13 protein-coding genes are annotated in these 25,702 nt (G+C 28.3%); 4 read left to right on the forward strand and 9 right to left on the reverse strand.

Annotated features, from left to right (window positions below):
* From MOSC01_RS04960 to MOSC01_RS04755, 4 genes are read left to right on the forward strand one after another with little or no spacing between them, the layout of a single operon-like run.
* Nucleotides 1-2,187 (forward strand): ATP-binding cassette domain-containing protein, encoded by a 2,187-nt coding sequence (locus MOSC01_RS04960; RefSeq protein ID WP_010321148.1) that lies wholly within the window; start codon nucleotides 1-3, stop codon nucleotides 2,185-2,187.
* Nucleotides 2,178-3,188, forward strand: coding sequence for a carbohydrate ABC transporter permease (locus tag MOSC01_RS0102035; RefSeq protein ID WP_010321149.1), 1,011 nt, complete (start codon nucleotides 2,178-2,180; stop codon nucleotides 3,186-3,188). Before MOSC01_RS04960 ends, MOSC01_RS0102035 begins: the two co-directional genes overlap by 10 nt.
* Nucleotides 3,151-4,116 (forward strand): carbohydrate ABC transporter permease, encoded by a 966-nt coding sequence (locus MOSC01_RS0102040; RefSeq protein WP_010321150.1) that lies wholly within the window; start codon nucleotides 3,151-3,153, stop codon nucleotides 4,114-4,116. Before MOSC01_RS0102035 ends, MOSC01_RS0102040 begins: the two co-directional genes overlap by 38 nt.
* A 3-nt stretch (nucleotides 4,117-4,119) precedes the next feature.
* A complete protein-coding gene (locus MOSC01_RS04755; RefSeq protein ID WP_010321151.1) occupies nucleotides 4,120-4,287 on the forward strand; it encodes a hypothetical protein in 168 nt (55 codons plus the stop codon).
* Between the two features lie 934 nt (nucleotides 4,288-5,221).
* Here MOSC01_RS04755 and mip read toward each other — a convergent pair.
* The 9 genes from mip to MOSC01_RS0102090 form a co-directional block, all read right to left on the reverse strand.
* Entirely contained in the window at nucleotides 5,222-7,615 is a 2,394-nt protein-coding gene (gene mip / locus MOSC01_RS0102050; RefSeq protein WP_010321152.1) for an Ig-specific serine endopeptidase MIP, read from the reverse strand.
* A gap of 1 nt (nucleotide 7,616) precedes the next feature.
* Nucleotides 7,617-9,719, reverse strand: a complete 2,103-nt coding sequence (locus MOSC01_RS04175; protein WP_010321153.1) for a putative immunoglobulin-blocking virulence protein — start codon at nucleotides 9,717-9,719, stop codon at nucleotides 7,617-7,619.
* A 1,077-nt stretch (nucleotides 9,720-10,796) separates the two neighbouring features.
* Entirely contained in the window at nucleotides 10,797-12,257 is a 1,461-nt protein-coding gene (locus MOSC01_RS0102060; protein WP_010321154.1) for a hypothetical protein, read from the reverse strand.
* Nucleotides 12,258-12,259: 2 nt separating this feature from the next.
* The gene (locus MOSC01_RS04435) at nucleotides 12,260-13,642 is read right to left on the reverse strand and encodes a hypothetical protein (RefSeq protein WP_010321155.1); all 1,383 of its coding nucleotides are present in this window, start codon (nucleotides 13,640-13,642) and stop codon (nucleotides 12,260-12,262) included.
* Nucleotides 13,623-16,004 carry a S8 family serine peptidase gene (locus MOSC01_RS0102070; RefSeq protein ID WP_157997852.1) on the reverse strand — a complete coding sequence of 794 codons (2,382 nt, stop codon included), beginning with the start codon at nucleotides 16,002-16,004 and terminating at the stop codon, nucleotides 13,623-13,625. The genes MOSC01_RS04435 and MOSC01_RS0102070 overlap by 20 nt, the downstream gene beginning before the upstream one ends.
* A gap of 484 nt (nucleotides 16,005-16,488) precedes the next feature.
* A complete protein-coding gene (locus MOSC01_RS0102075; RefSeq protein WP_010321157.1) occupies nucleotides 16,489-17,148 on the reverse strand; it encodes a 5'-methylthioadenosine/S-adenosylhomocysteine nucleosidase in 660 nt (219 codons plus the stop codon).
* Nucleotides 17,129-18,214 (reverse strand): nicotinate-nucleotide adenylyltransferase, encoded by a 1,086-nt coding sequence (locus tag MOSC01_RS0102080; protein ID WP_010321158.1) that lies wholly within the window; start codon nucleotides 18,212-18,214, stop codon nucleotides 17,129-17,131. The genes MOSC01_RS0102075 and MOSC01_RS0102080 overlap by 20 nt, the downstream gene beginning before the upstream one ends.
* Nucleotides 18,215-18,216: 2 nt before the next feature.
* Nucleotides 18,217-19,137, reverse strand: a complete 921-nt coding sequence (locus MOSC01_RS0102085; RefSeq protein WP_010321159.1) for a Cof-type HAD-IIB family hydrolase — start codon at nucleotides 19,135-19,137, stop codon at nucleotides 18,217-18,219.
* A gap of 322 nt (nucleotides 19,138-19,459) precedes the next feature.
* The gene (locus tag MOSC01_RS0102090; RefSeq protein ID WP_010321160.1) at nucleotides 19,460-25,420 is read right to left on the reverse strand and encodes an SGNH/GDSL hydrolase family protein; all 5,961 of its coding nucleotides are present in this window, start codon (nucleotides 25,418-25,420) and stop codon (nucleotides 19,460-19,462) included.
* Nucleotides 25,421-25,702: the final 282 nt, after the last annotated feature.

Below are 25,702 nucleotides of genomic sequence, written 5' to 3' on the forward strand. Positions count from 1 at the left end.
ATGAAAAAAACAGATGATAATAAAAAAATCGAAAAAAATAATTTTGAGGCCGAGTTAAAAAAAATTCGGCAGGCTTCAAATAGTCGTTATAAATCGAAATTTTCAATACCTGCAATTGAAATTAAAGACCTAACAATTGACTTTGGTGAAACACTTGCTGTTGACAGTGCAAATATTAAAATTTACAAAGGTGAACTTGTTACACTTTTAGGACCTTCAGGTTCAGGAAAAACTACAATTTTAAATGCAATTGCTGGTCTTTTGAATCCAACTTCAGGTCAAATTATTTTTAATGGCGATGATGTAACCCGAAAGTCACCGCAACAACGTAAAATTGGTCTTGTTTTTCAAAATTATGCACTCTATCCGCATTTAAATGTTTTTGGAAACATTGCTTTTGCTTTACATAATGACCCAAGATGAAAGCAAAAAGCAATTGAAAAATCGATGCTTGCGCGCGTAAATGCTAATTCAATTGTTTTGGCTAAAAATGGCGCTTCACTTGAAGATCTAGAAATTTACAAAAATAAACTATTTGATTATTTTGATATTTACCGCCAATTAGAACATGATTATAACGAACTTAAAACACAAATTTATCATAATTTAAATCAACTTCAAACAGATTATTTTTTAATAGAAGCACACAAACAGGCTGAAATAAAAAATTTAACTATTGATTTCTTAAAATTAGGCAAGTCTGCGTCAATTTTTTGAGCTTTTTGGAAGAAAATTTTTGGTAAAAAAGAAGGGGAAATTTGTCCAATTCAACAGGCAATTACTTTTCGAAAAGCTTATAAATTAAAAGTTGACAAAATTAAAAAACAAGCAAAACTTGACAAAAAAGCTCATAAAAACAAAATTCAGGATGAAAAATACGCAATAAAAAATGCTCCTGAACTAGTTCGCGCCAGGCAAAACTTTTTGGAACAAAAAGCGCTTTTATATGAAAAATTAGAAAAACTTGAGAAATTGCAAGCACAATTTCTTAGTAATTCAAAAATAGAATTTGCTAAAATTCAACAAGGTTTTAAAAATTTTTCTAATAAAACAAGTCTAAAAGATGCTGAGTCAATCAAATTAGATTATCAAGAACAAAAAGAAGCTTTCAATCAACGAAAAAAAGAAAAAGAGCTTTGATTTAAAACTGAAATTGAAAACGAAAAAAATCAAATCAAAAATTCAGGAAAACTTGCAAATCTTGAGCAAACTTACCTTGAGACAAAAAAGAAATTTCTTGAAACAAATACTCGTCATTCACCGAATTTGTTGCTTTTAAAATCGCTTAAAACTAAATCAAAAACTTACAAAAAGGAAACTTTAAAACTGTTTTTAGACTATGAAAGAAACTTGATTAATAAGTTTTCGCTTAATACTTCAAAGTTAAACGAACAAGAATTAAAGCAATATCAAGAGTATCAAAATGATAATATTTCAATAAAAGAAGCAATAAATCGTGCTGTTTTACGAACAGCCGAGAAGGTTGAAATAACTAAAAATTTAGCTAAAAAACCAACAAAACTTTCTGGTGGACAACAACAAAGAGTTGCAATTGCCCGTGGAATTGTTCGACACCCTGATATTTTGTTAATGGACGAACCACTTTCAAATTTAGATGCAAAACTAAGAGTCCAAACTCGTCAGTGAATTCGAAAAATTCAAACTGAAATCGGAATAACAACTGTTTTTGTTACTCACGACCAAGAAGAGGCAATGTCAATTTCGGATCGAATTATTTGTATGTCAACTGGATATGTTCAGCAAATTGGAACTCCAACTGAGTTGTATCATAATCCTAAAAATGAATTTGTTGCCTCATTTTTAGGTGTTCCTGAAATGAATATTTTTGATGGTTTTTATGACAAAGAAACTAAAAGCGTCATTGTTGATAATCAAATAATTTTTGAATTACTAAAAGATTATGAGCATGAAAAAATAAGAGTTGGAATTAGGGCTGAAGATTTAGTTGAAAATGAAGCTGGTAATTTTCAAGGCAAAATTAGCGTGATTGAATATTTGGGAAAAGATATTCTTGCCAAAATTGATGTTGAAAATATCGGTCAAATTTCAATAATCTTACGTAAAAAACCGGCCTATGAAATCGATGAAATTGTCAAATTTAATATTAAATCAGGAAAATTACATCTATTTGATTATCAAACAAGGGAGCGAATCCAATGAATTTAATTAATAGATATTTCCTAAAACAGCGAATTAAAAAAACTAATCTTGAACTGGGAATTTTGGACCAAAAACAACCATTTTGAAAGCCTTTTTTAATATTGCTACCTTCAATTTTAGTTATTTTTATTTTTACTTTTTTACCATTTTTATACTCAATTTCTAAGTCTTTAAGTATCGAAATTAATCCTAATATTGCCGGTAATACTCGACTTGGTTTTGATAATTTTGTTGATTTAATTACCCTTGATACTAATTTTCATATTGCAATTCGAAATTCTGTCATTTATTCAATAGCAGCGCTACCACTTGGCTTAATAATTAGTTTAATTATTGCCTCAACAATTGCCTCGCTACACCGAAAATATGCCCGTGGATTTTGACAGACTGTCTTTTTTTTACCTTATGTAACCTCAGGTATTGCCGTTTCAGTTGCTTTTGCCTATATTTTTGATAGTGAAACTGGTTTTATTAACCGTCTTTTTGGTATTTCAACAAGGTGACTAAATTCCGGAAATCCCTCATCTTTTAATGCACTTTTAGTTGTTTTAATGTCTGGAGTTTGAAGAAGTCTTGCTTTTGAAGTTTTAATTTTAACAACCGCAATGCTTTCAGTTAATCCAACACTTTATAAAGCAGCGGCAATTGATGGAGCTAGTCCGGTTCGTCAATTTTTCAAAATTACTTTGCCTTCAGTTTCAAGAACGATTAACTTTTTAATTACAATCGGAATTATCGGCGGAATTAAAGTTTTTCCAATCGGTATTTTTGCCAACGAAACTGAAGCAATTAGTAACGGGGGCGCAACTTTATTAATATATATTTACAAAAATGTGCGCGGAACACCTAACTTTGCCCAAGCAGGTGCACTGACTATTTATCTTTTTGTTTTTGGAATTGCACTTTCAGTTGTTGTCAAAAAGTTTTTAAGCACAATATTTTTAGTAGCTGACAAAATTACGGAGAAAAATGTTCATTATAAAATTAAAAATTCTAAAATATATTAGCGATAAAAAAACCGCTAGAGTAACTGAGTCAATTAATTCTCAAGTTCGCAACAGAAATATTACAAGTGCAATTTCAAGCTTTTTGCTCAAGTTCATCGTGCTTTTCTTTTTTGGAATTTTAATAGTTTTTCCTTTTTATTTTATGTTAGTTTATTCACTTTCACCTGAAGAGCAAATTCTTGACACGCGTATTCCGGTTTATTGGCCTAATCATTTTGCTTGGGATAATTTTGTCAAAGCTGCCCAATCTGGTTATTTTGCCGCTTTAGGAATCACGGTTTTAGTTACTTTAATTTCTGTGGTTGCAAAAGTTTTTTTCTCAATGACTTTTGGTTATGCTTTTTCGCTAAGAAAGTGAAAATTTAAACATGCTTCTTGAGTTGTTTTCCTTTCAATTTTAGTTCTTCCCGAAACTGCACTTTTGATTGGGCAATACCGAATTATGGTAATGCTTGGTTGAAATGACGGTTTTCAATCAATTTTTGCCCTAACAAGTCCATTTGTAGCCTCAGTTTTTTCCGGATTTATGTTCCGAAATGCTTTTGAAGAAATTCCTGATCGAATTAAAGAAGCCTCAATGGTTGATGGTTGTTCTGGTATTAGATATTTCTTCCGCGTTGCAACACCAATGATATCGCCAACAATTTGAACTGTAGGAATACTAACTGCTTTTTCAGCTTGAAATTCAACCCTTTGACCACTTTTAATATTACAGTCTAATTCGGCTGATTTAACAACTTTAAATACTTGATTATTACAAAAAGTTGGGGTTGCTGATGAAACAGCCCAAATTCCCGGAGGCTACTTTAAAAACATCAGAATGGCTGGTGCGATTTTAACAATTTTACCAATGTTCATTGCTTATTTTGTCTTTCGTAAACGAATAATGAACGCAGTCTCACGCCAAGGATCAACGGTAAAAGGATAAAATATGACTAAATTAACAAGTTTTTTTAAAAAAAATAAAGAAAAAATCGGACTTAAATTACAATCATCATTTATTTGGGTATCAGTTATTGTTGGTTTGGGTTTTACTGCTTTAACTTTTTGAGCAATTATCTATTTTTTCCAGCAAGCATTTTTAGACGGCTTTTTGTAAAAAAGTACAATTTAAACAACAATTCCAAACATTTAATTGTTTGGAATTTTTTTTATTTTTACTTTTATTAAATAGTAAAATTTAGCCTTATTATTCAGGATTTTATAAAAACTATAAATATTTAATTTTATAGGATCTAAAAAAGTGCCTACAAACTCAGGAAAAATAACTATCAAGACAAAAACACTAAATTTTAAATCTGACCATTACGAAAGAAAAATCTACTTATTAATAAAATAAAGCAAACTAAAAAAGCTAAAATTTTGACTTAAAAGCAAAATTATAAAATATTTAAACTGCTTTTTTAGCTTAAAAACACTGGCAAAAATCAATTCAAGGATAAAATAACAAAAATCATAAAAAAATACAACCACTATTTAAACTCAATGTAAATAGAAAACTCGTTTTTACTTACATTGAGCCTAAAAAATATATGAAGTTTTGAAAGAACAATAATTAAAAGCCATAAATTTGTAGATTTCTAAACGGTTAAATTTAAGACATTCCATTATATTTAATGCCATAATGGAAAAAATGGCATTATCTAAATTTATTGTGACAAAAACATAACCAATTCCCCCTTAATTCAATATCAAAAATTTATTCTTTTATTCTTAGTGTGAGTTTTATTATAACTCAAAATTTTTTTAAACCAAGCATTTTTTTTTTTTTTTTTTGCAAAAGGTTAAATTTAAAATAATAAAAGGCCCTTTAGTTGGAACTCAAAGGTCATTTTATTTAAATTAGCAGAAAAAATTCAAACAACTAGTTTTTATCTATGATTCTTATTTTTTCACTTTTGTTAATTTTTTCTAAATTAAACCAAAATACTTAAGCAAAATTGTTAAAACTAAAACAATTAAGATGGCTAATTTGCTAAATTTTGACTGAGCATTTTTTGCCTTAGAGTCAAAAAAATAGCTTTATTTAGAAGCTATTTTTTTGCAAAAACATCTTTTTGTGTGCCTAGACCTTCAGGGAATAAATTAGTTTTAAAATTGCTTTGATTTTTATAAAGTTCAGATAAGGCTTTTCAATAAGATTTTTCTTGTTGAGCATCACTAGAAGAATCGCCATAAATTAAATCATATCTTGGAAGATTATATTTGCCATAATAACCTTTATAATCATAACCATAAGAACGCAAATTTAATGTTAAATTTGCAGAAGCTTGTGAGTCTGAGGCATAAACAACAGAATAAAGTTGACCATCTTTAAAGAAAACAGGGCTACCAGATAAACCACCGCTTGCAGTATAATTATCAATGACAGTTCCAAGGCCGCCATTTAAATATTTCTTGGATTTACGTTTTTTATCAGTTTGGTCAAAATAATCAAGTTTTGTAAAAGAATTAGCCATTACTGGCGCACTTATAAAATAATCGCTAATTCCGGGAATATTTACAAAACTACGGTAGGATCTTGACCAAGCAAATTCAGAACCGCCATTGATTAAAGGGTCTTGTTGGTTTCTAGAATTAAAAAGACGAAAATTTTTATTAATCCAAGGCGAAACGCTGTAATCTCTTAGGGCAAAATCGGCCGGATAATCGTTTTGAGAAATAGTAGGGTCACCTTTCGAACCTGGGTAACCTAAACTATAAAAAGGAGTTTTTTCTAGATTTGAATATTGATCTGAATTAAAAGGATTAAATTCAGAAATTTTTAGTGAATTTGACTTGTGATTATTATAAAATTCTTCAGTAATTTGCTTAGCATCTCACTCGTTTTTAAAATTTATTTCAATTATTGCAAAGTCAAGAAATTCATCAACATTCTGGAGATCTTGTTGGTCAGTAAAATCGCTAGGTTTGAATTTAAAAACATCAGAACCCATTAAAATAGTTCTAACATTCATACTTTGGGTTGGTTTTTGGCGGACTTTTGTTTGGTCGGTAGGTCCCACTGATTCTGGAGCTTCTCAGCCGGTATTGTAAATTCTACCATTGTTTTCCTTGATATCAAGTTTAACTGTGTTATAAAATTCATCTCCAGTTGAGGCATTTCTTGAGGTTGGCAAAATTGTATTTAAAGGAACACTTTGTTTTAATTTTGTAAGAGTTATACTTTGTGTATTTAAACGTAAATCAGAATCATTATAATTTGAAAAATCACGGCCATAATGTTTACCTTCATGAAAATCATTAGCAATTTGCAAATTATTTGCAACGTGAGCGTTAGTTAAAAAGAATCATTTTAGTGGATAGGAGGAATTTTGTGGAATTTGGTAGTCTAAAATTCCTAAGGTTCCAAAGAAAAATTGTGTACGCGTTAATGGATTGTTATTATGGTTTGGGTGGGCTTCATGTGCGACTAAATTTTCGATTTTTATTGAAACAACATTTGGAATTAATTTCCTATAATCCTCAGAAACAATTTTTCTTGGCAAACCAAGTCGATTTGGACCTCCAAAAGTATAGTCAGAATTTTCGCTAGATTTTCATCAAGCCGGCGTTTTAAATCCTGACTCGTAAGTATTGAATTTTATTTTATTTATATTTCCATTATCGTCAAAAACCGGTAAGGAAAAAAGGCGAAATTGTGCGTTTTCAAATAAAGGTTGGTTTGATTCTTTTGCTTTTTGATTTAATTTTGCAATAGTTTCAGCCTTTTGTTTTGGAAAATTTTCGGGCCTTTTTTCAAGTTCGCTTGTAGATCCAAAACCAATTCCACCGCCGCTAAAAGTTGAATTTATACGATACCAATCTCATTCTTTTTCGGGAAAATCATTTTCGTATTGATCCAAAATTGTCCGCTTACCATCGCTGGAAAAACGACTAAAATTTTGACCAGAAGGACGCGAATTACTAATTAATTCAGCGATTTTTTTATCACGTTCTTCTGATGATTGAGGATTTTGGGGCCTATGAGGCGGCTGGTGATGGACAGGTTTTTCTTCTTTAAAAATATCTTTAAGCGCACCTAAGGTTAGTGTTGCTGTGGATCTTTGAACCTCAAGGTCGTATTGAGTTTGTTTTGCAATTTTTTCTAGAGCGCTAAAAACATTGTTAATTTGGCTGATTTTTTCCTGTTTTTTACTTAAATCTTTAACATTATTATCAAGAAGTTGAAAAACTGACTTTTGTGATTCGGAAATGAATTTTTTAAACTCATTTTCTGATTTTTGACCAAAAAGTGATTCAAAATTTGCATCAATTTTTTGTAAAACTAACTCAGTTTCGGGCGAACTCGAAAAACTTCCACCAGGCTGAGTGCCTTTTTGACTTTGTTGATTTTGTTCTGAAGGTAGTTTTTGCTGTTGGTTGCTACCACAAGCGATTGCAAAAAATGGAACAGATAAAAGTGGAAATAAAAATTTAATTTTCATTTTATACTTCTCCTAAGAATCCGTCTTGAACACTGTTTTGTCCAGCATTTTTAACTGAAACTTGAACAAAACCAATTCGTGAACCAACCTGATTTAAAACTGACTCATTTTCAACATAAACATGATTTACTAATAAATTACGCGAATTTGCTGCTCTAATAAAAGCGCTAATTTCAGTTATTGCATCTCCGCTTGGTGTTCCAGATAAAAAGATGGCTATTGGACTTGAAGTTTGGGCACCACTATTATCACGAAACTCAATTTGAGCTCCACCTGGTTCGTCAAAGGTTAGTCGCGAACTTAATTGTCCACCGTTAAAATCGTCTCATTTTGCAACAAAATTGTTAGTTTGATCAAGGCCAAAAATTAATTTTTTAAATTTTATCGGACGAAATCCGGTAAAATCATCGTTTGCATAAGGATCTTCTTTTCAATTTTTAACATGGTCATTTCAGATTTTATCATATTTTTCAAGACTTAAACCTTTGAGTGATTTGATGTTCTTTGCTCGTGAAAAATCAAGATTAACCGGACGACCGCCTTTGCCTCCGTGAGATCCTTGGAAAATTCGTTGATAAACTTTTGAGTCAAAAACAATTGAAAGACCTTCGTCAACAGTTTCAATTGTGTCATGAGCATCTCAGGATAAAGTGCTAAAAACAATTGATCCAGGTATTTTTTCACTAGGATGATTTTTATGAAAAGTTGCGGCATTATTATAATCAAAACTAATATAATCAATGTTTTTTAGTGCATTTGGATTAATTGACCAGTTATCTGATAATGCATCAATATTTGAATAGAGTTCAAGTTCATCAAGTTTAATTTTTTCTAAAGGACGTAAATTAGCTGTTGCATTATAATTATCAAGGAAAAGCGTTAACTTTTTAATTGAAGATGGAATTGAACTTAAAATATTTTCAACATTTTGGTTTGAATTTTTATCACCGACATTTTTAAGAACAATAGCTTGAATTTTATTATCTTTTTGAATTACTTTTGTTAAAATTTCCTGAAATTTTTTAAATGCATCATTGTCATTAGCATCAAGGACAATAACTTTGAGTGGTTGGCGATTAGCTCTGTCCTCGTTTTTATCATTAGGGGTATAATTATAAATTTTTACTGAATTTCCTAGTGAATTATCAATTCCGCTAAATTGACTAGAAATATCACTTCGGTCTCAACCTTCATAACTAAGGTCAGAAATTGTTCCCGGAGTTCGTGAAGCTCATGAAGGAATATTTATTAGCCGTTTTTTATTTGCTTCTTTTAGTCGATTTAGCACAGGATTATCAGATTCATTTTCATAACCTCAAACATAGGGTGAATCAACCGAAGGCAGCATTCCGCGCAAAAGCATTTTAATTTCTTCTTGATTAAATGATTTTTTTGTTTGTTTTAGCTCTTCAAGTATTTTTAGATCGCTTTGGGTACGCTCGAGTTGATATGCAGGCGCATTTGAACCAATAAAAGTTCGTAATTTTTGGATACGAAAATTTTCTCACTCGACTTTAGTTGACCTAAGATCGCGATTGTAGCGTGGATCGTCAAAATGGTTATCATAAATACGATTAATTTCGTCAATTTCTTGTTGAAATCCAGCAATTTTTGCTTTTGCTTCTTTGATTGAATTATCGATTGCTTGACTATATCGCGCTAGTGCAATTGCTTTTAATCTTTCAAGATTGGAATTTACTTGCGTTTGTGATGGGCTAATTACTTTTGGCTCCTCACGAGGGATTGGTCTAGGTTCGACCCTAGGTTGATTTATCGGTGCTATTATTGCTTTTTTAGGGGTTGATGTGACTGGTTTTGGTTCTGGTTTTGGTGTTTCTACTTCTGCTGGTTGAACTGGTTTGGGAACATCTATTTTAGTAACTTCCGGTTTTGCGATTTCAGTTTGTGCTGGTTTTTCTGGTTCTTTCAGAACTTCATTTCTGTCTTGGGGAGAAAAAACTATTTGAGGTCTAGGAATTTCACCTGTATAAGGATTTAATTGTTGGGTAAATCCAATAGCTAAAGTTGCAATTAAGGCAGGGGTTGTTACTAATAAAATTGTTTGTTTTCGTTTTGAAACTCTTGGTAAAATACTCAATCTCATAATCAGGGTCACCCTTTCTAATTGTTCATGAGATAAATTTTACTATAAAAAATGAGACAATGCAAAAAAATGTAAAATTAGATAAATTATAAATTAGTATGTTAGTTTTAGGTTGTTCTAAAAATGTGTCAAAATGAAACAATACAAATTCACAATTGAAGACAAAAATAAATCGCGAGTTTACCAGTTTGATGAGATAATCTTAAAAAAGTGTCGGGTTTTAGGGACTTTTTTAACTTTTTGGTAAACCCTGGAAAAATAACTATCAAGAAAAAACACTAAATTTTAAATCTGACCATTACGAAAGAAAAATCTACTTATTAATACAATAAAGCAAACTAAACAAGCTAAAATTTTGACTTAAAAAGCAAAATTATAAAATATTTAAACTACTTTTTTAGCTTAAAAACACTGCCAAAAATCAATTGATGAATAAACAACAAAAATCATAAAAAAATACAACTACTATTTAAACTCAATGTAAATAGAAAACTCATTTTTATTTACATTGAGTCTAAAAAAATATGTGAAGTTTTGAAAGAGCCATAATTAAAAGCCATAAATTTATAGATTTCTAAACGGTTAAATTTAAGGCATCCCATCATATTTAAATTTAAAAAATATAATGGAAAATTCGCATTATCTTATTTTAATACGACAAAAAACATAATTAATTCCCCCTTAATTCTAAAATCCAAATTTATTAATTATTCTTAATTGAGACTTATTATAACATAATTTTATTTTAGACCAAGCATTTTTTTTTTTTTTTGCAAAGGGTTAATTTTAAAATAATAAAAATTAAGGTTTTACCGTCAAACAACACGGATTTAGCGATATTTTTGCATATTTATATTGACTGAAAAGTGAATTTTTGCCATCAAACTGGCAAACTTAGAAGGTCAAAATTTTGAAAATGTAACTATTACTTGCTAAAAAAACCAAGTTTTTATTTAAGATAAATTATCTTTTCAGATTTTTCAAAATAAAATGTTAGAAAAAATTAACAAAAGCAAAATCAAAATCATAGCTAGAAACTAGTTGTCTGAATTTTTTCTAATTATTAAGGTTTTAATATTATTTCATAGTTATTATTTGATTATATAAATTATTGAATTGCTCTAGTGTTTCAATTTTAGAAAATTCAATTTGCGTTATTGTTGTATTTCCAATATCAATTTTTTCAAGTTTTTCTAAATTTTCAATTTTAAAATTTTGAGGTTCTGTTGCAAAATTAGGGAATAAATCCTTATAATTAAAAGTGTAAATTTTTATTTTTTTAGTTTGTTCGTCAACTTTTCAATACAAAATTTCGTCATCAAAAATTTTTTTTGCATCTTGTTTTTTTAAAATAAATTTATTAAAAACTTCGGAATTATCTTCTGTTGGAATAAAAAGTTTTGAAGGAACAAATGCACCACCTCATTCTGAATTTATCGAATCTTTCATTGATACAATTAGGTTTTTTGTTTCTTCTAAGGTTGAAAAAAATTTTAGGTTTTCTAGTTGATTTTTATTTGTTTTTGCATATAATCTTGTGCTTTTTAGGTTATTTTTATCTAAAATTTCCTGTTTTTTTAAAAGAAATTCTTTGAATTTTGAAGAATCATTATCACGAACAATGTTATTATAAAGAACAAAATCTTCGATTCTACTAATATGAATGTCAAATTTAGGACTAAAACTATTTTCAATAGATTTGTCTATAATTTTGTAATAAATATTAAATTTTTCAATAATAAGATGTGAATTAATCGAAACAAACGGAGGATAAGTTGGCTTTCGACGATAAATAATTTCGTTATATTTAAGACCGGGAGTAAAAAAATCTTCGAATTTTGAATCAAATGACATAATCCCAACATTATCGGGATTATTTGGATCAAAAAAAGTATAATTTGGATTCAAAAATGGTTTTTTAGCTTTCGATGTAAAAGCTAAATCTTGATAATTTAAGAACGGTCGAACATAAGCAATAATTGACTTTTTTTCAAAAAAATCAAGTGTTTGTAGTACTCTTTGGTAAAATTTATCGTTTTTTATCTTTGAAAAAAATGAGAAAAAGTCATTATAGTTTTTCAAAATCACAAAATTATTAATAATTTTTTTATCCTTTCATACACCTTGATCATTTATTTGGCTAAATTCTAATGTGTCATTATTTTTCGTAAATTCAGAGCGAAAAAAGCTACTTAATTCAAAAAGCGGTAAATCGTTATCGGCGTTTTTGAACAAGTTGTTTTCAAAAGATGGATATTTTTGCCGTAATTGGTTAGCTCTTTCTGGATTTTTTTGAAGCAAATCTGATCAATATTGCGAAGTAAATCAATGATTATCTGCCAAATTAGCAAAACCCTCAGGCTTAGTGTTGTTAGTAAAAAATTTATTTTCAGCATCGGACACATCCTGAAAACTAAGTATTTCTGATTTTTTAGAACTTTTACGATTAATGATCAAAATTGTAGAAACAACCCCAGCAGCTACAAAGTTTGTTAATAACAAAGAACTATAAAAAATTTTTTTTGCTTTTTGTTTCATACTTACACCACTGTTTTATTGTATAAATTATTAAAATCTTCGATGGAATTTAATTTTTTTATTTCAATTTCTTGAACATCAATATCACCAATATCAATTTTTTCAAATTGTAACAAGTTATCAAAATTAAAGTTTTCGGAGTGTTTTGCAAATTGATGGAAAATGTCTTTGTAATTTAAAGTATAAATTAAAACTTTTTTGGAATTTTTATCAAATTCTCAATAAATAATTTCATCTTGGAAAATCTCTTTTAATTGTTGTTTTTGCAAGATGAAGCTATTAAATTTATGTGTTTTGTCCTCTGTTTTTATGGGGATAAATAAATTTGATAGGTGAAATGCGCTTTTTCAGTACTCATTTTTCAATAAATTTTTGTTATTTATCAAGTCTTTTACTTCGCTAAAGTTTGAAAATATTTTATTTTCACTTAAATTAGATATGTTCTTATCAATTTGTGATGCATAAAATCTATTCTTTTTCAAATTTTTTCTTGACAAAATTGTGTTTTTTTTATTAATAAAATCCAAAAAATTACTAAACTCTGCTGATGTTTTGTCTAGTGAATTATACAAAACTAAATCTTCTATATCGGTAATTTTTATTGAAGATAGCGGATATGATTTATTATAAGAATTTTTAGTAATTGATTTATAGAAAATTTGGAACCTTTCACCTGTTCTACTAGTAGAAGAAGAATTTTCTTTTAAATAATTTGAAAATTTTTGATCTATTGAAATAATTAAGTTCTGATTTTTATAGGTAATTAGATCTATTGGTGATAAATTAGTTTCTAGACTTGTTTTGTTAAAAATAGGAGCAACATTTAACTCGTCTTCTTTTACATAAACTAGAAATAGGTTATTATCAAAGAAATCTTTATTTAAATTTTTTCTTTCAAATTCTTGCTTGTCTTCAAATTTTTTAAAAAAATCCAAATAATCGTCAAAATCTTCGATAATTAAAAAATTATTAGAAAATAAACTTGGAAATATAATAGAAAACTCTGCTAATTTTAATTCTTTAAAACTAAATTCGGCCTTTTTATTATTATATTGATTAGCAAAAAAAGTTATTAAATTTTTAGTTGTTTTATCATTTAAATTATTGACAAAATTTTGTTCTTGAAAATATAAATATTTTTTTACTATTTCTTGAATTTCTTCAGGATTTTGTAGAAAAGTCATTTTCCATTTAGAGTTTTTAATTCATGGTGCTTTTTTGCTGTCAATACTTAGTAAATCATAATATGAAAATGGATGTTGACTAGAAAAATCTGCTTTATGCCCAAAAGAAAAATTTTGAACTGCAAAAATAATTATAGGAAGTAACCAAGGAGGTACTAACATAGTTGCTATAAAAAATATTTTATTTTTCTTGTATAACATATGAAACCGCCAAATTATCATCTACCGATTCTTCAAAAAGAGAAGAACTAAATTTCTTTACCAGGATTCGGTATGTCCCTGATTCTTCTGCTGAATATCTTATTAACTCAACGTTCGAATTTCCTGAAGAACCAGAATTTAAATAGATGCTTTGCCAATTGTCCCCCACCTTTTTTTGCAATTTTAAATCATAATCGCTAAATAATGTATTTTTCTGTTTTTCAAAAAGTGCTTTTTTATTTAACCACTCATAAAGATATTTAGGATCATATTCATCTTCAATACTTGATTGTGGATGATATTCACCATACATTGCTCCTGGGTTATTATCGAAAATATATCCTGCACCATATTTAAGTAAATTAGCGTACCACGAATAAAAACGAGAATCATTTCATGTTACGGGTTTTGTTAGTCCTGCGTTAAAAGCTCAAGCAAGTGAAGCTTTTATTTTGTTTCCTTGGTTTAATTTTATTTCTGGTGATACATAAACATATTCATCAGTGTTTTGAAATGATACAGAAAAAGTTTTTAAATTTTTTATTGCCTTTTGTATATTGGCGAAATTAATTTGTCCAGCCCCAACCGCTGTATCAAAACCACTTGACTTAGATTCGTGCTCATTTTCATAATTTAGCAAATATCGCCATTTGCTGAGATTATCAAGGTAATTATCAATCGAAGACCATGTGTTTCGCTTTTCATTTTCTTTTTTTGTAGATTCAACAAAATTCTTTATACCTTGATAGTCTAATTTGCTATCTACCGCGGATGAAGACAACACACTCTTTATTGCTGGAATAATATTTTTTTTATCAAATGAATGACGATTTGAACCAATTATGGTTGAGACTATACCAGTTACAATTGGCGCAGAAAAACTAGTTCCTGATTTTGGTGATTCTTGATCAGATAAGCCAACTATATTCTCGCCTGGAGCAACTATGAGCGGTTTAGGCAAGCCTTTTAGACCCTTTGGTAATAATCTATTACTAAAATTGCTTGCGTAGAAATTTTCTTTTGTACCAAAACTAGAGCCAACAACAATAGAATTTATTGCATTAGCATACCCAGATATGTAACCATATTTTTCTTCAGAATTCTTAATATCATTTTTTCATTTATCATCATATTCATTTCCGGCAGCAAAAATATTTATAACACCATATTTTCTTGATAGAAAATCCAAATAATAAAGATGATCAATATATCGAGAGACAGAGTTTTTTAATATAGAATTATTACCATAAATATCTTTGAATTCAGCATCAACGTCTTTTTTACCTATGAAATTAAATCCATAGCTATGGTTTATTACTCTAACCCCTTTTTCAATTATTAGTTTTTCAAAAATTGACATTCAAACAGGGGAATCAAACGTTACTTCTTTACCCAAATTTGCGAGATGCAAATCAGTATTAAATGCAAATCCGCTCTTTCCTACTATTATTCCAGAAACCAAACTGGCGTGATCATTTTGATTTTCATTAGTTTTTTTTGAATCAGCGCGACCTATATTATAGTAATTAACCAAGTATTTGGGAATTTGGGCTTTGAGTCAATCGCTTTCATCATAGGTGCCGCTCATACCTACTTCAACTACTCCGACTTTTTCGCGCGTATAAGGTTCTGAATACTTATAATCAACTATTTCCTGTTCTTTTGTAAAATAATCTTTGGTATTACTTAAATATGAATAATAGTAGGCGGCATGTTCTAAGTTGTTGTAAAATATTTTGGGTTTAGCTTCTTGGTTTAAAGATTTAGCGGAATAAGTCGGGAGTGAATCCGAGTTTGTCGTATTTTCTATATTATTAATTACTAATGAAACAAAATCTAGTTTTTCTAATAATTCGAGGGATTTTTTTTCAGCGAGTGAATTAATATTAATTCATATTATTGGCGACAATTTGCTTATATAGCTACTATTTATTTTTATATTATTTTCTTCAAAGAGCGAAGTTATTTGTTTTAAATATTCATTGTTTTTAGTTTGATAATATTCAACATTCTCACTTAAGGAATTATTGTTGGTATCAATTAAATCTAAAAATATTTTAATATCTACATTTTCAGCTTTTACAACATTTTGAACATCACTAGATTTTAGTAATGAAAAAGCTGTTAATTTTTGATTAGACTGTCTACTAAATATTTTTTTATTTTTTTGCTTAAAACCAACAAGTTCTTCTTGTGATTTTGATAATTTGTTGTCGTAATTAATTTTATTAGCAAAAGTATTTGTAAAATTACTAGTTTTGTTAGATTCTGGTGAAAGTGTGGACGAAATAAGGCCTGAAAAAATTGGTACTGCTAAAAACGATAGTAAAGGGAATAACTTAAATAGTTTATTTTTTGACATTTTCATAGCGCATCCTCCTAATTATCCTTATATAAACATTATACATATTTTGATCAACGAAAATCAAAAATAATCAATATTTATATTTTAATTCAGGTTTTACCAGAAAAAATCATAAAAGTGAAATATAATAATTTCAATATTACAATATAATAAAATAAAACATTACAAAACAAGGCATTTTTTTGGACTTTATTTTTTATAAATAATTGTAAATTTTAATATTAAAATATAAAAAAATTTAATATATTCAACAAAAAACTATAATACTTTTCGCATTAAAACGTTGATTATAGGTGTTAAAGAAAAATAGCAGAATCTAAAATAAAGCCTTAAACCTTGAACATTTAATCTAATACACACTAAAAAACGGGAGTATTTGTCAGTTTTTAAACCACACTTTAAAACAAAAAAAAACAGTTTGAAAAATACAATTTAATTTTCAAACTGTTTTTACAAATTTATAATAGTGAACAAATATTTTTTATATTTTCTCAAGAAGAGCTAAGGCATATCTAGCGGCATTTTGAGCGCCTTGTTTTATGTTCAAATTAACTTGGGAAATGTCAAGATTTTGGCCAATTTTATCGCTCAGATATTTAATGCAATAAAAATTCAAGCTATTTTTGGCACTTATTTGAGCAAAGGAAAATGCTTCCATATCAAAAAAATCAACAAATTGAAAATCTTTTACTTGATTTTCTTCAAAAATAAAACTATTTGATGAACCTAAATTAAAATTTTGAGCAGCAATTAAATTATTCTCGTAAAATTTAGGTTCAAATGGTAGTTGGCCTGGCTGATATCAAGGTGTTTTTGCATCAAGTAGATAAAAACGTTTGGGAAATATCAATTGATTTTTCATTTTTGAAAAATCAATTGATGAACTTCCGCCACAAGCGCCATAATTTATTATATTAGTAATTAAAAATTTAACTGCAACTGTTTGGGCAAAAATTGCCGAATTAATTAGGCCAATTTGCGAATGAATATAAAAAAAATAAATATTTTTATATTCATAAACAGGAAAATTTAGGTCTAAAACACTAACATTTTTTATAAATTTCGCCCCAAGCAATTCTAAATTTACTTGTTCTTGCTTATCAGCATAAAAAATAGCGGTTTTAATTTTGATGTTTTTCATATAGTTTCATTTGATTGGCTGAGTTTATCATATTTTCATGCTTAATTTTGGACATTCTTACAAGTTGGCTAAAGGCTTTATTTAAATCTTGTTTTGCTAAGACACGTAATTTTTGAATACCTGAAAACCGACGGCCACGAGCTAATTTATCAGCGACATAAATTGCTTTGTCAAACATTGACATTTCAAAACAAAGGGTTGTATGACAAGAAATAGCGCGGATTATTTGCTCAAAAGGTAGTAAATAAACATTTTTTAGTCAAATTGAAGCCGTAAGTTGGTGAAGTTCATAGTCTTGAAGATCTCTGTCATCAATTTTTTGGGATTTAAGAAAATCAATATGTTCTTGTCTGGTTCATTTTTTGGTTAAATCATGAAATAAGCCAGCATAATAAGCTTGTTTTGAATCTAGTCCGTAAATTTTAGCATACTCGTTTGAGAGTTCAGCGGTATTTTTTGAATGGATAAATCGGTCAGAATTACCAAGAAAACCTTTAAGAATTGAATTAGCATATAAAAAATTAGCGCCAATAAAAGCATTTACTTTTGGATCAAGGCCAAAAAAGTTTCCATTTCTTATTTGTGAAGAGCTAAAATTGGGCAGCTGGGTTGGCAAAATTAAGGCATTATAACGTTTAATATTTCCTAAATCAGGATAATTTTTACGATTAAAAACAACAAGTTGGACTTTTTGAAGAATTTCTTTGTAATTTTTCCACTTTTTAAAACTGGCAAGATTATCAGAACCTATTATTAAAAAAAGTTTTGCATTAGGATATTTTTGTCTGAAATAATTTACTGTTTCAATTGTATAGCTAATTTTTTTTGCTTTAATTTCATAATTACAAACTTGTGTTTTTTCAATTTGAACTAATTTTAGCATTTCAAAACGAAATGCGGGGTCAATATTGTTTTCTTTATTGTTTTTTAACGGATTTATGTAATTTGGCACAAAAAAAAGCATATCTAAATTTAAAAAATCGATTGCTTTTTTTGCAATTTGTATATGAGCTTTATGAACGGGATTAAATGAACCGCCATAAATTGCAATTTTTTCTAATTTCATTTTTAATACTCGGTTGCTTCAATTGTAACTGCTGAACGCATAAATTTAACTTTTTTTGATTTTTCAACTTCTTTTACAGGATTTTTTAAAAAACGGCGAATATAATCACCAACTCCGCCTTCTTTGTTTGTTTTTTTAAGAATAACGGTTGCATGCTTTTTTACTTGCTGAGGCGAATTTGCCATTGCAACAGAAATTGTTGAAATTTCAAACATACCAATATCATTGTAACTATCACCAATTGAAATTATATTTTCTAAGTCAATTTTATAATAGCGCGAAAGCATTGAAACTGCCTTAGATTTATTAACCCCAATTGCGGTCATGTCAAAAACGTATGTGTGATTTTCTCCTTTTGATCAAGCCGAAAATTCACCTAGATCACCATAGCGTCGCTCTAAATATGATTTAAAATCGTTAATGTTTGTAGTTGGTTTTGTATCAAGAATTAAACAAGTCGGTTTTAAAGGTATTTTATGGAAATTTAGACCCGGCTTTAGATTTTTAATATGGTCAAATCCAAAAACTTGCTCTAATTGTTTATCGCGTTTTTTGATTTTAGCCCATCCAGGTCCTTCAATTGCAAAATTTGAGGTTTCGGCTTTTACTCGTTTGTCACCCATTATATATAAAATGTCGTTCAAATTTATATAATTAATTGTTGGAATAAATTCAGAGTCAGTTGGGTTGTGAATATAAGCGCCATTAAAATTGGCAACAATTGTATTTAGACCTAATTTTTCGTATATTGGTTTTGTTGATCTTCAAGGTCTTCCTGTCAGAATGCAAACAACATGCCCTAATTCAACAGCGCGCTTAATTTCTGATTCAGTATCGGGATGAATTTCAGAATTTGCACTATCAGAAAGCACTGTACCATCAAGATCAAGAACAAAAAGATAGCGATTTTTTGAGGTTTTCATTTTGTGAAATTATACCATAAATTTACTCGATATTATTATTTTATACCGATACAATTTTTAAAATATCAAAGTGATTTTTTTGGGAATATTAAATATTTTGATTTCAAAACTAAATTTTTTCCAAAAATTATAAACTTAGTGAGTAAAGCAATCAATTTTGGAAGGATTCTTCTAATTTTGGCAAGATTTTGGTAAAAAAATTCAAGCAGTAAATTTCCTCATGATTATAGTGAAAAATGACTTGAAGATATAAAAATATGCGCTAAACTTTTGATAGAAAAACTTCGTTAAAAAGAGTTTTACTCAAGTAGTATATTAATTTTTAGGGTTTTTTATAATTTTCAGGATAAGTTCCGTCATGGATTTGCTGCAAAATTTGGTCTCTTAATTTAGGTTGCTTTGTGACATTGAAAAACCGATTTTTGTCAGAATTATAATAAATCATTGTAATCATGTCGTTTAGCATTACGTCAGAAGGTGTATAATAAGTGTTTGAAAACCAGCCTTCTTTTTTTACAGGATTACCAATTATTTTGTTAATAAAGGTTTTATAATTAGGATCAGTTTTTTTACTTTTATTTGATTGTTCACCACTGTGTAATGATGCACGGATTATTTCAGATGCAGTTGAAGAAGAAAAAATACCACCGTAAAATGCCCATTTTCGAGCTACTTCTAAAAGCTTAGAAATTCTTGATTCATAAGTATAAAAAAGAAGGATTAGCGTTAATCTATAAAGGAGTCTTCCTTTTGATGTTTTTTTGAAATTATCGATTGATATTTTGCTAGAACCTGCATTCTCTGAGTGTCAAATTCTATGAAATAATTTTGAAATAGCTTCAAGCTGAGGGTCTTTTTGTTTTGATTTAAAAATTGTATCTAGTGAAATTCCAGTATAAGTTATATGATTTAATTCTTTTAAAATTGGCGAACCTTCATTTTCCTTTTTATTATCTCAGTTTGGCGAAGCTAAAAATAATAAATCAAAGAAATCAGCAAGTGATTTAGGTGATATTTTTTGTCCAGTTGGTGTATTTAATGTTAAATTTTGTTCATCAATTAGACCTTGTTGTCTGCTTGGTGTTTGACTTGTTGAGTCATTTTCACTAATTTTTGGTTCAATTTTAACAACTAAATCAAGATTAATTAATTTTGCAAAATCTAACTTACTAAAAATGGCGCTGAAAAAACTAGATGCTTCTTTGCTAGAATCTAAAGTTTTAATTGCTTTTAACATTTGATCTAAAATGTCAGAAATTAAAGGATTATCAAACCCTAGACCGACAAATTCTTTTAAAAAAGTTTTAGGAATCTCTCTTGGATTTTGAACATTAAATTTAGTCAGAGTTGGGTTGTTGTCTAAATTTAATTTTAAATATGAGGCAGCTATATCAACGGCTATATCTAAAAATCCATTATGTTTTACTAAAAAATCAAGCACATGTCACAAATAGGCCTTCAAAAATTGGCTATTAGTTTGGGTTTGCGAACTCTGGCTTTGATCGGTAGTTTTATTAGTATTATCATTAGTTAAAAAATTAGTTAAAATTGATGAAAATGTTTTTACATCTTTAAATGATTCTTGATTTTTATTTATATGATCTAAAATTCGAAAAATAAAAAGTTTGTTTGCAGAATTTGGCAAAAATTCTAACAACAAACTTTTAAATGTTGGCTCAATTTTTTTCTTGGTTTCTTCTGACAGGCCGCTAAAGATTGAAAAACTAGCAATATTTCCAACGCTTAATAGGTTAATTTTTTCTTTGAAAAAATCAGATTTAAAAATTTTTGTCAATATATTTCAAATATTATCTTTTTCTGATTGATCAATTTGATTATAAACTGTTCCAATTTGTTTGATTAGTTCAACGATAAACTCTTCATTTCCGATCTCGGTTTCTAATAATGAGTTCAAATTTGAAGTAGAAAACTGACCGCTAGTTAATTTAGTCAAAACAGTAATAATTTTTGTTAAAAAAGCGTTTTCTTTTGAATAATTTGGGACCTTTTTGTTCAAAATTTGATTTTGTGTTTCTGTTGAAGATGAACTTGGAGATTGTTCTTCAGAACTAGAATCGCTAAATGGTTGGGCTTTAATTTGAAAATCAGCAATATCTTGACTCACATTTATTTGTTCAGGTTGGTCTGAAAAAATATTTATTGACTCTGGCTCATCGGTGTAATAACTATCAATATTATTCTTAATTATTTTCTTAATTAGTTTGAAAAAAGATTCAAATTCTGCTTCTTCAAATTGAGTATTAAAAATTTTTTGTGATAGTTTTGCAAAATTGCCTGTTAGATTTTTCTCTTTTTCGTCTAATTTAACAATAAATTCACCAATAATTTTATTAAAATGTTGCTTTTCAAATAAAGACTTAATTAATGAAAAATTATCCAACGGGTTATTAATATTTGCTTTTGCAACTATTTTAAAATAGGAATTAAATAAATCTTTAAGTCCATCAGATTTTAAAAATGAATCAAAAATTGGAACAATATCTTCACGATATTCTTCTGGAATACTTGATAAGCTTGATCGAATTTGCTCAGAAATAGGCTCAGTTTTCATTACTTCTGCAATTAATGAAGAAATTTTATCTGGAGTAATTTTACTTGGATCTTGGGTACTTGTTGCCGCTGAAGAATAGTAATTATTTGCAATATCAACACTAAAACTATCAAATAAAGTCTCAATAACCGACTTTTTAGGGGTTGGATTATTAGAAATTGCATCAAAAATAATGGTAATTAATGATTTTATTATTAAAGGCGGTTGAATTGTTGTCTCACTTTGAATACTTAGAATTGAATCCCTTAGTTTTGTCAAAATATCACGAACAAGTTCTAAAATTGTATTAACAGAATCTTGTGATAAATTAAGCTTATATGCATCCAAAATTGCCTGTAAAAATTGCGAAATTGAGTCTCAAGTTGTTGTGTTGCCTAAAAAAAGTGTAAAAACTTCTTCAATTAATTGAGAATTTTCTTTAAGGAAATTCTCAATTAACGAATTGAAATCAGGGTGCTGTTCAAACTTTTTATTGTCAAAAAAATATTCAATAAGTTTTGAAAGTAATTTTTCAACTTCTGAAGATTCAAAAAAGTTAGATAAAATATTTAAAAGCGGTTCTTGAATTTTTGGATTGTTAAAAAAACTATTTTTGTCTAATTTTTCGATTAATTGCTTATGTAAAAAAGATTGATCAAAAAGGTTTTTGAAAAATAAAACCAAATCTTGATTGGAAATTTTGCTTTGAAAATCAAGACTAGCAAGACTTTTTAAAAGTGCATAAATTTGTTCTTGGCTAAAAAAATTATTTAGAAAATAACTAGAAAAATTTTGAAATGAAAGTTGTTGATCCAAAAGCGTGATTTTTGCTGAATATTCTTGAATTTCTGGTTGATTATTTGCTTTTTTGGCTGCTTCAAGGTTATTTTTGAGAGAATCATACTCGGCAAAATTTAATTTTGTAAAAGTTTCGAAAGTATTTATTGCGCCTTTAACAAAATCAAAAATTAAATTGTTAGTTGGACTTGTTTTATCATTTTTTCAAATTTGATATTTAGTGTAAAAGTCTTCAAAAATTAGTCTAATAATTTGCGAAAAAGTTTCGATTGACTTAGGTGTTAGACCTTGGTCAGTCAGTGAATTGCTAATTAAGTTAATTAGGCTAGTTAAGAACTTTTGGTCTTGAACATTTTTTGCAATAAAAGCGTAAATATTTTCTTCAAGTTTTGGTAAATTATTAGCTAAAAACTGAAAACCAAAACGGTTTAAATCATCAATTCGCTGATATGTGCTTTTATTTACTAAAAAATCATTAATTGCAGAATTTACGATATCTGATAAAGGTTTGAATGAATTTGAAACTAAAAAATCTTTAACCGAATCAAAAAGGAAGGAAAAACTAGCAAAATTTGGTGAAGAACTATCAATAAAGTTGCTTAGATCAAATTTTGTTAAAATTGGGTAAAATTTATTAAGTAATTTTTTAAGTGATTCAATTTGATTATTACTTAAGTCAAAACTTAAAAGTTCATGAAATAAATCAATTAAATTTTTGGAATCTTTAAAGAAAGTTGTGTAATTTGTATAAATTTGGTCAGAAAAAATTGATGAAATGTTCTCAGTAACATCTTTATAATCGCTCTGCTTAATAACATTTAAAAAGTTTTTAGCGGCAAGATTATTCAATTTGGTCCAAACATTTGTTCGCACAATAACATCAGCGAGCGAAACTAAAAGATCAGTGAGCGAATCTTGATCATCTTTTGGCAAATTAAAATTAAAATTATCGTTAATAATTCCAACTAGAACCTGAACAGAGTCATGATGCTTTAGCGTTTCAGAAATAAAATTGCGGATAAAACTAACATTATCAGCGTCATTTTCTGGATTTTCAAGGTAAGTTTGGATTATTTGCTGAAAAGTTGCAGAATTTTCATAGTCTTTTGTGCGAAGCTGAAAATCAGTAATTATTTTTGTAAATAGTTTTCTAATAGAATCAAAAGTAAAAACTACCTTCAAATTATCTTTATATGCAACATCAACTTGGATAATATTGTTAATTATAAGATCCTGAACTAAACTTTGACCAAAAATAGAAGCAAAAATTAGTTCTTTAGTTTTTTCAGGATTTTCACTGGCAAATTCAGAAGTTACAACAGTATTTAAAACATCAATTATCTGTTTTTCATCAAAGTCAGCAAAAATTTGATTAACTAAATCAGAAATTGTCGCCTTTTCTCAGTTTTGAGTGTTAATAATATTTTGAACATAAGTCTGAAAACGCGCAATTATTTGACTAAAAAAGCCACTTGAGAAAATTTTTTGCAAAATTTGAGCAAAAGAAGCACCAGCTTTTTGGTTTTCCTTTCAAAAATCAGTTAAAGTTTTTTGCACACCTGGATTATTTTGGAGCCCTAACTGGACAAAACGGCTTAAAAAATCACCAAAATTATTATTTAATATAACATTCACAAAATTTTCAAGCGGTGATTTTTCAGTTTTTTGAATATCTGCAGTCGTTCTTGTTTCGATTTGAGAGGTCTCAGAAATAAACTTATCAGTTGAGCCTTCAAGACTTAAGGCCACAAGAATTTGTGAATTTGGTGCTATATTTAAAATACGACGATAATTATTTAAATCTTTTTCGATATAATCTTTATCTCAACCTAATTTTTGGTCTGCTTCATTTCTAAATGGAATGTCTTGTTCAAAAGCAAGTTTGAACAAGAGGTCTTGGGCCATTTTTTTATAACCTTTTGTTGAAGGGTGAATATCTAATTCTTTTGTTGCAAATTCGCTTGGATTTTCTTGTCAAATTTTTTCATTATACAAGTCAACATACTGAACTTTTTGAATTCTGGCAACTTCTCTAATCGTTGTATTTAAACGTTTTATTGCTAAATTAGCGTAGTTTTCGGGCAAACCTATTTCATTTGTTAGTAATTTTTCAAAAAATTTAACAATATTTGATGTCAAAGAATTATATCCGACTAAAACAATTCGAACATTAGGATTGATTTTGCGCAAACTTTCAACTAAAGTTAGCAAATTTCGATAAATTTTTTGGTAGGTTAGTTCAATATTTTGCATAAATTCAAAACTTGCTTCAGCTTTTGTAGCAAGTTTTTGCAATGGTTTTGCAATTACACGAAAATCAATAGATTCAATTAAATCATTTGCCCCTAATGAAAGTGTTATTAAATTTGATTCTTGAATTTTTTTGTGGAGTTTAGGAAAACTTGTTGCCGAAAAGTCATCAAAAACATCACGAATTTGTTGTCCATATGGCGAATTTAATTTTTTGTCTAGATGATAATTGAAACGAAAATGTGTTTTGTCTAAATTTTTGTATTTTTCATTTTCGGGATTAAGTAAATATAGTCAATCTGTGATTGTTGTTCAGGAAAGGGCCAAATTATCGAACGATTTAAGGGCATTTGGATTAACTTTCTGAATAAAATTAGCAAAAAAGGCAGGATACGAAAGTCCTTTTACTTGATTATTTTCATCAAGCATACCTCTAACATCAAAAGAATAATCCCAGTTAAAACCAGCAGAAATCGAATCACCTAATGATAAATAATTAATTTTATCCAAAAGCTCTTCAGTTTCTTGGACCGAGTGGGTAATTGGTATGTTAATTTGATCTCTTTCATCACGATTTTTTATACCAATCAAAGTAATTCCAGAAATTGTTAAAGATAAGGTGCTAAAACCTAAAAATATTTTGAATGCTTTAGAAAAATCAGGTTTTGAGATATTTTTTTTCATTATTTTACCCCGCTTCTTTTTGTTATTCCAGATTTTTTTTGATAAAAATCGATTAGATTGTTCCAATTAGTTAAGGAGCAAACTAGAAAATAAAATTTAAATTATACACTAAATAAGTTTAAAAAACTCAGATAATTATTTTTTTCTGATTATTTATTTTGATACTTAGAAATAAAAGCTTTTGTTTTGTTTATTTGGCTAACTTTGGCAGTATAAATTCCAAAACCTAATCAAAAACTAGGCTGAAATCGTGCCAATTAAGTGTCAACGTTCCTTATTTTT

The sequence above is a fragment of the Mesomycoplasma ovipneumoniae SC01 genome (genome assembly GCF_000218525.1).
In the GTDB taxonomy this organism is placed as follows: Bacteria; Bacillota_I; Bacilli_A; order Mycoplasmatales; family Metamycoplasmataceae; genus Mesomycoplasma; species Mesomycoplasma ovipneumoniae_A.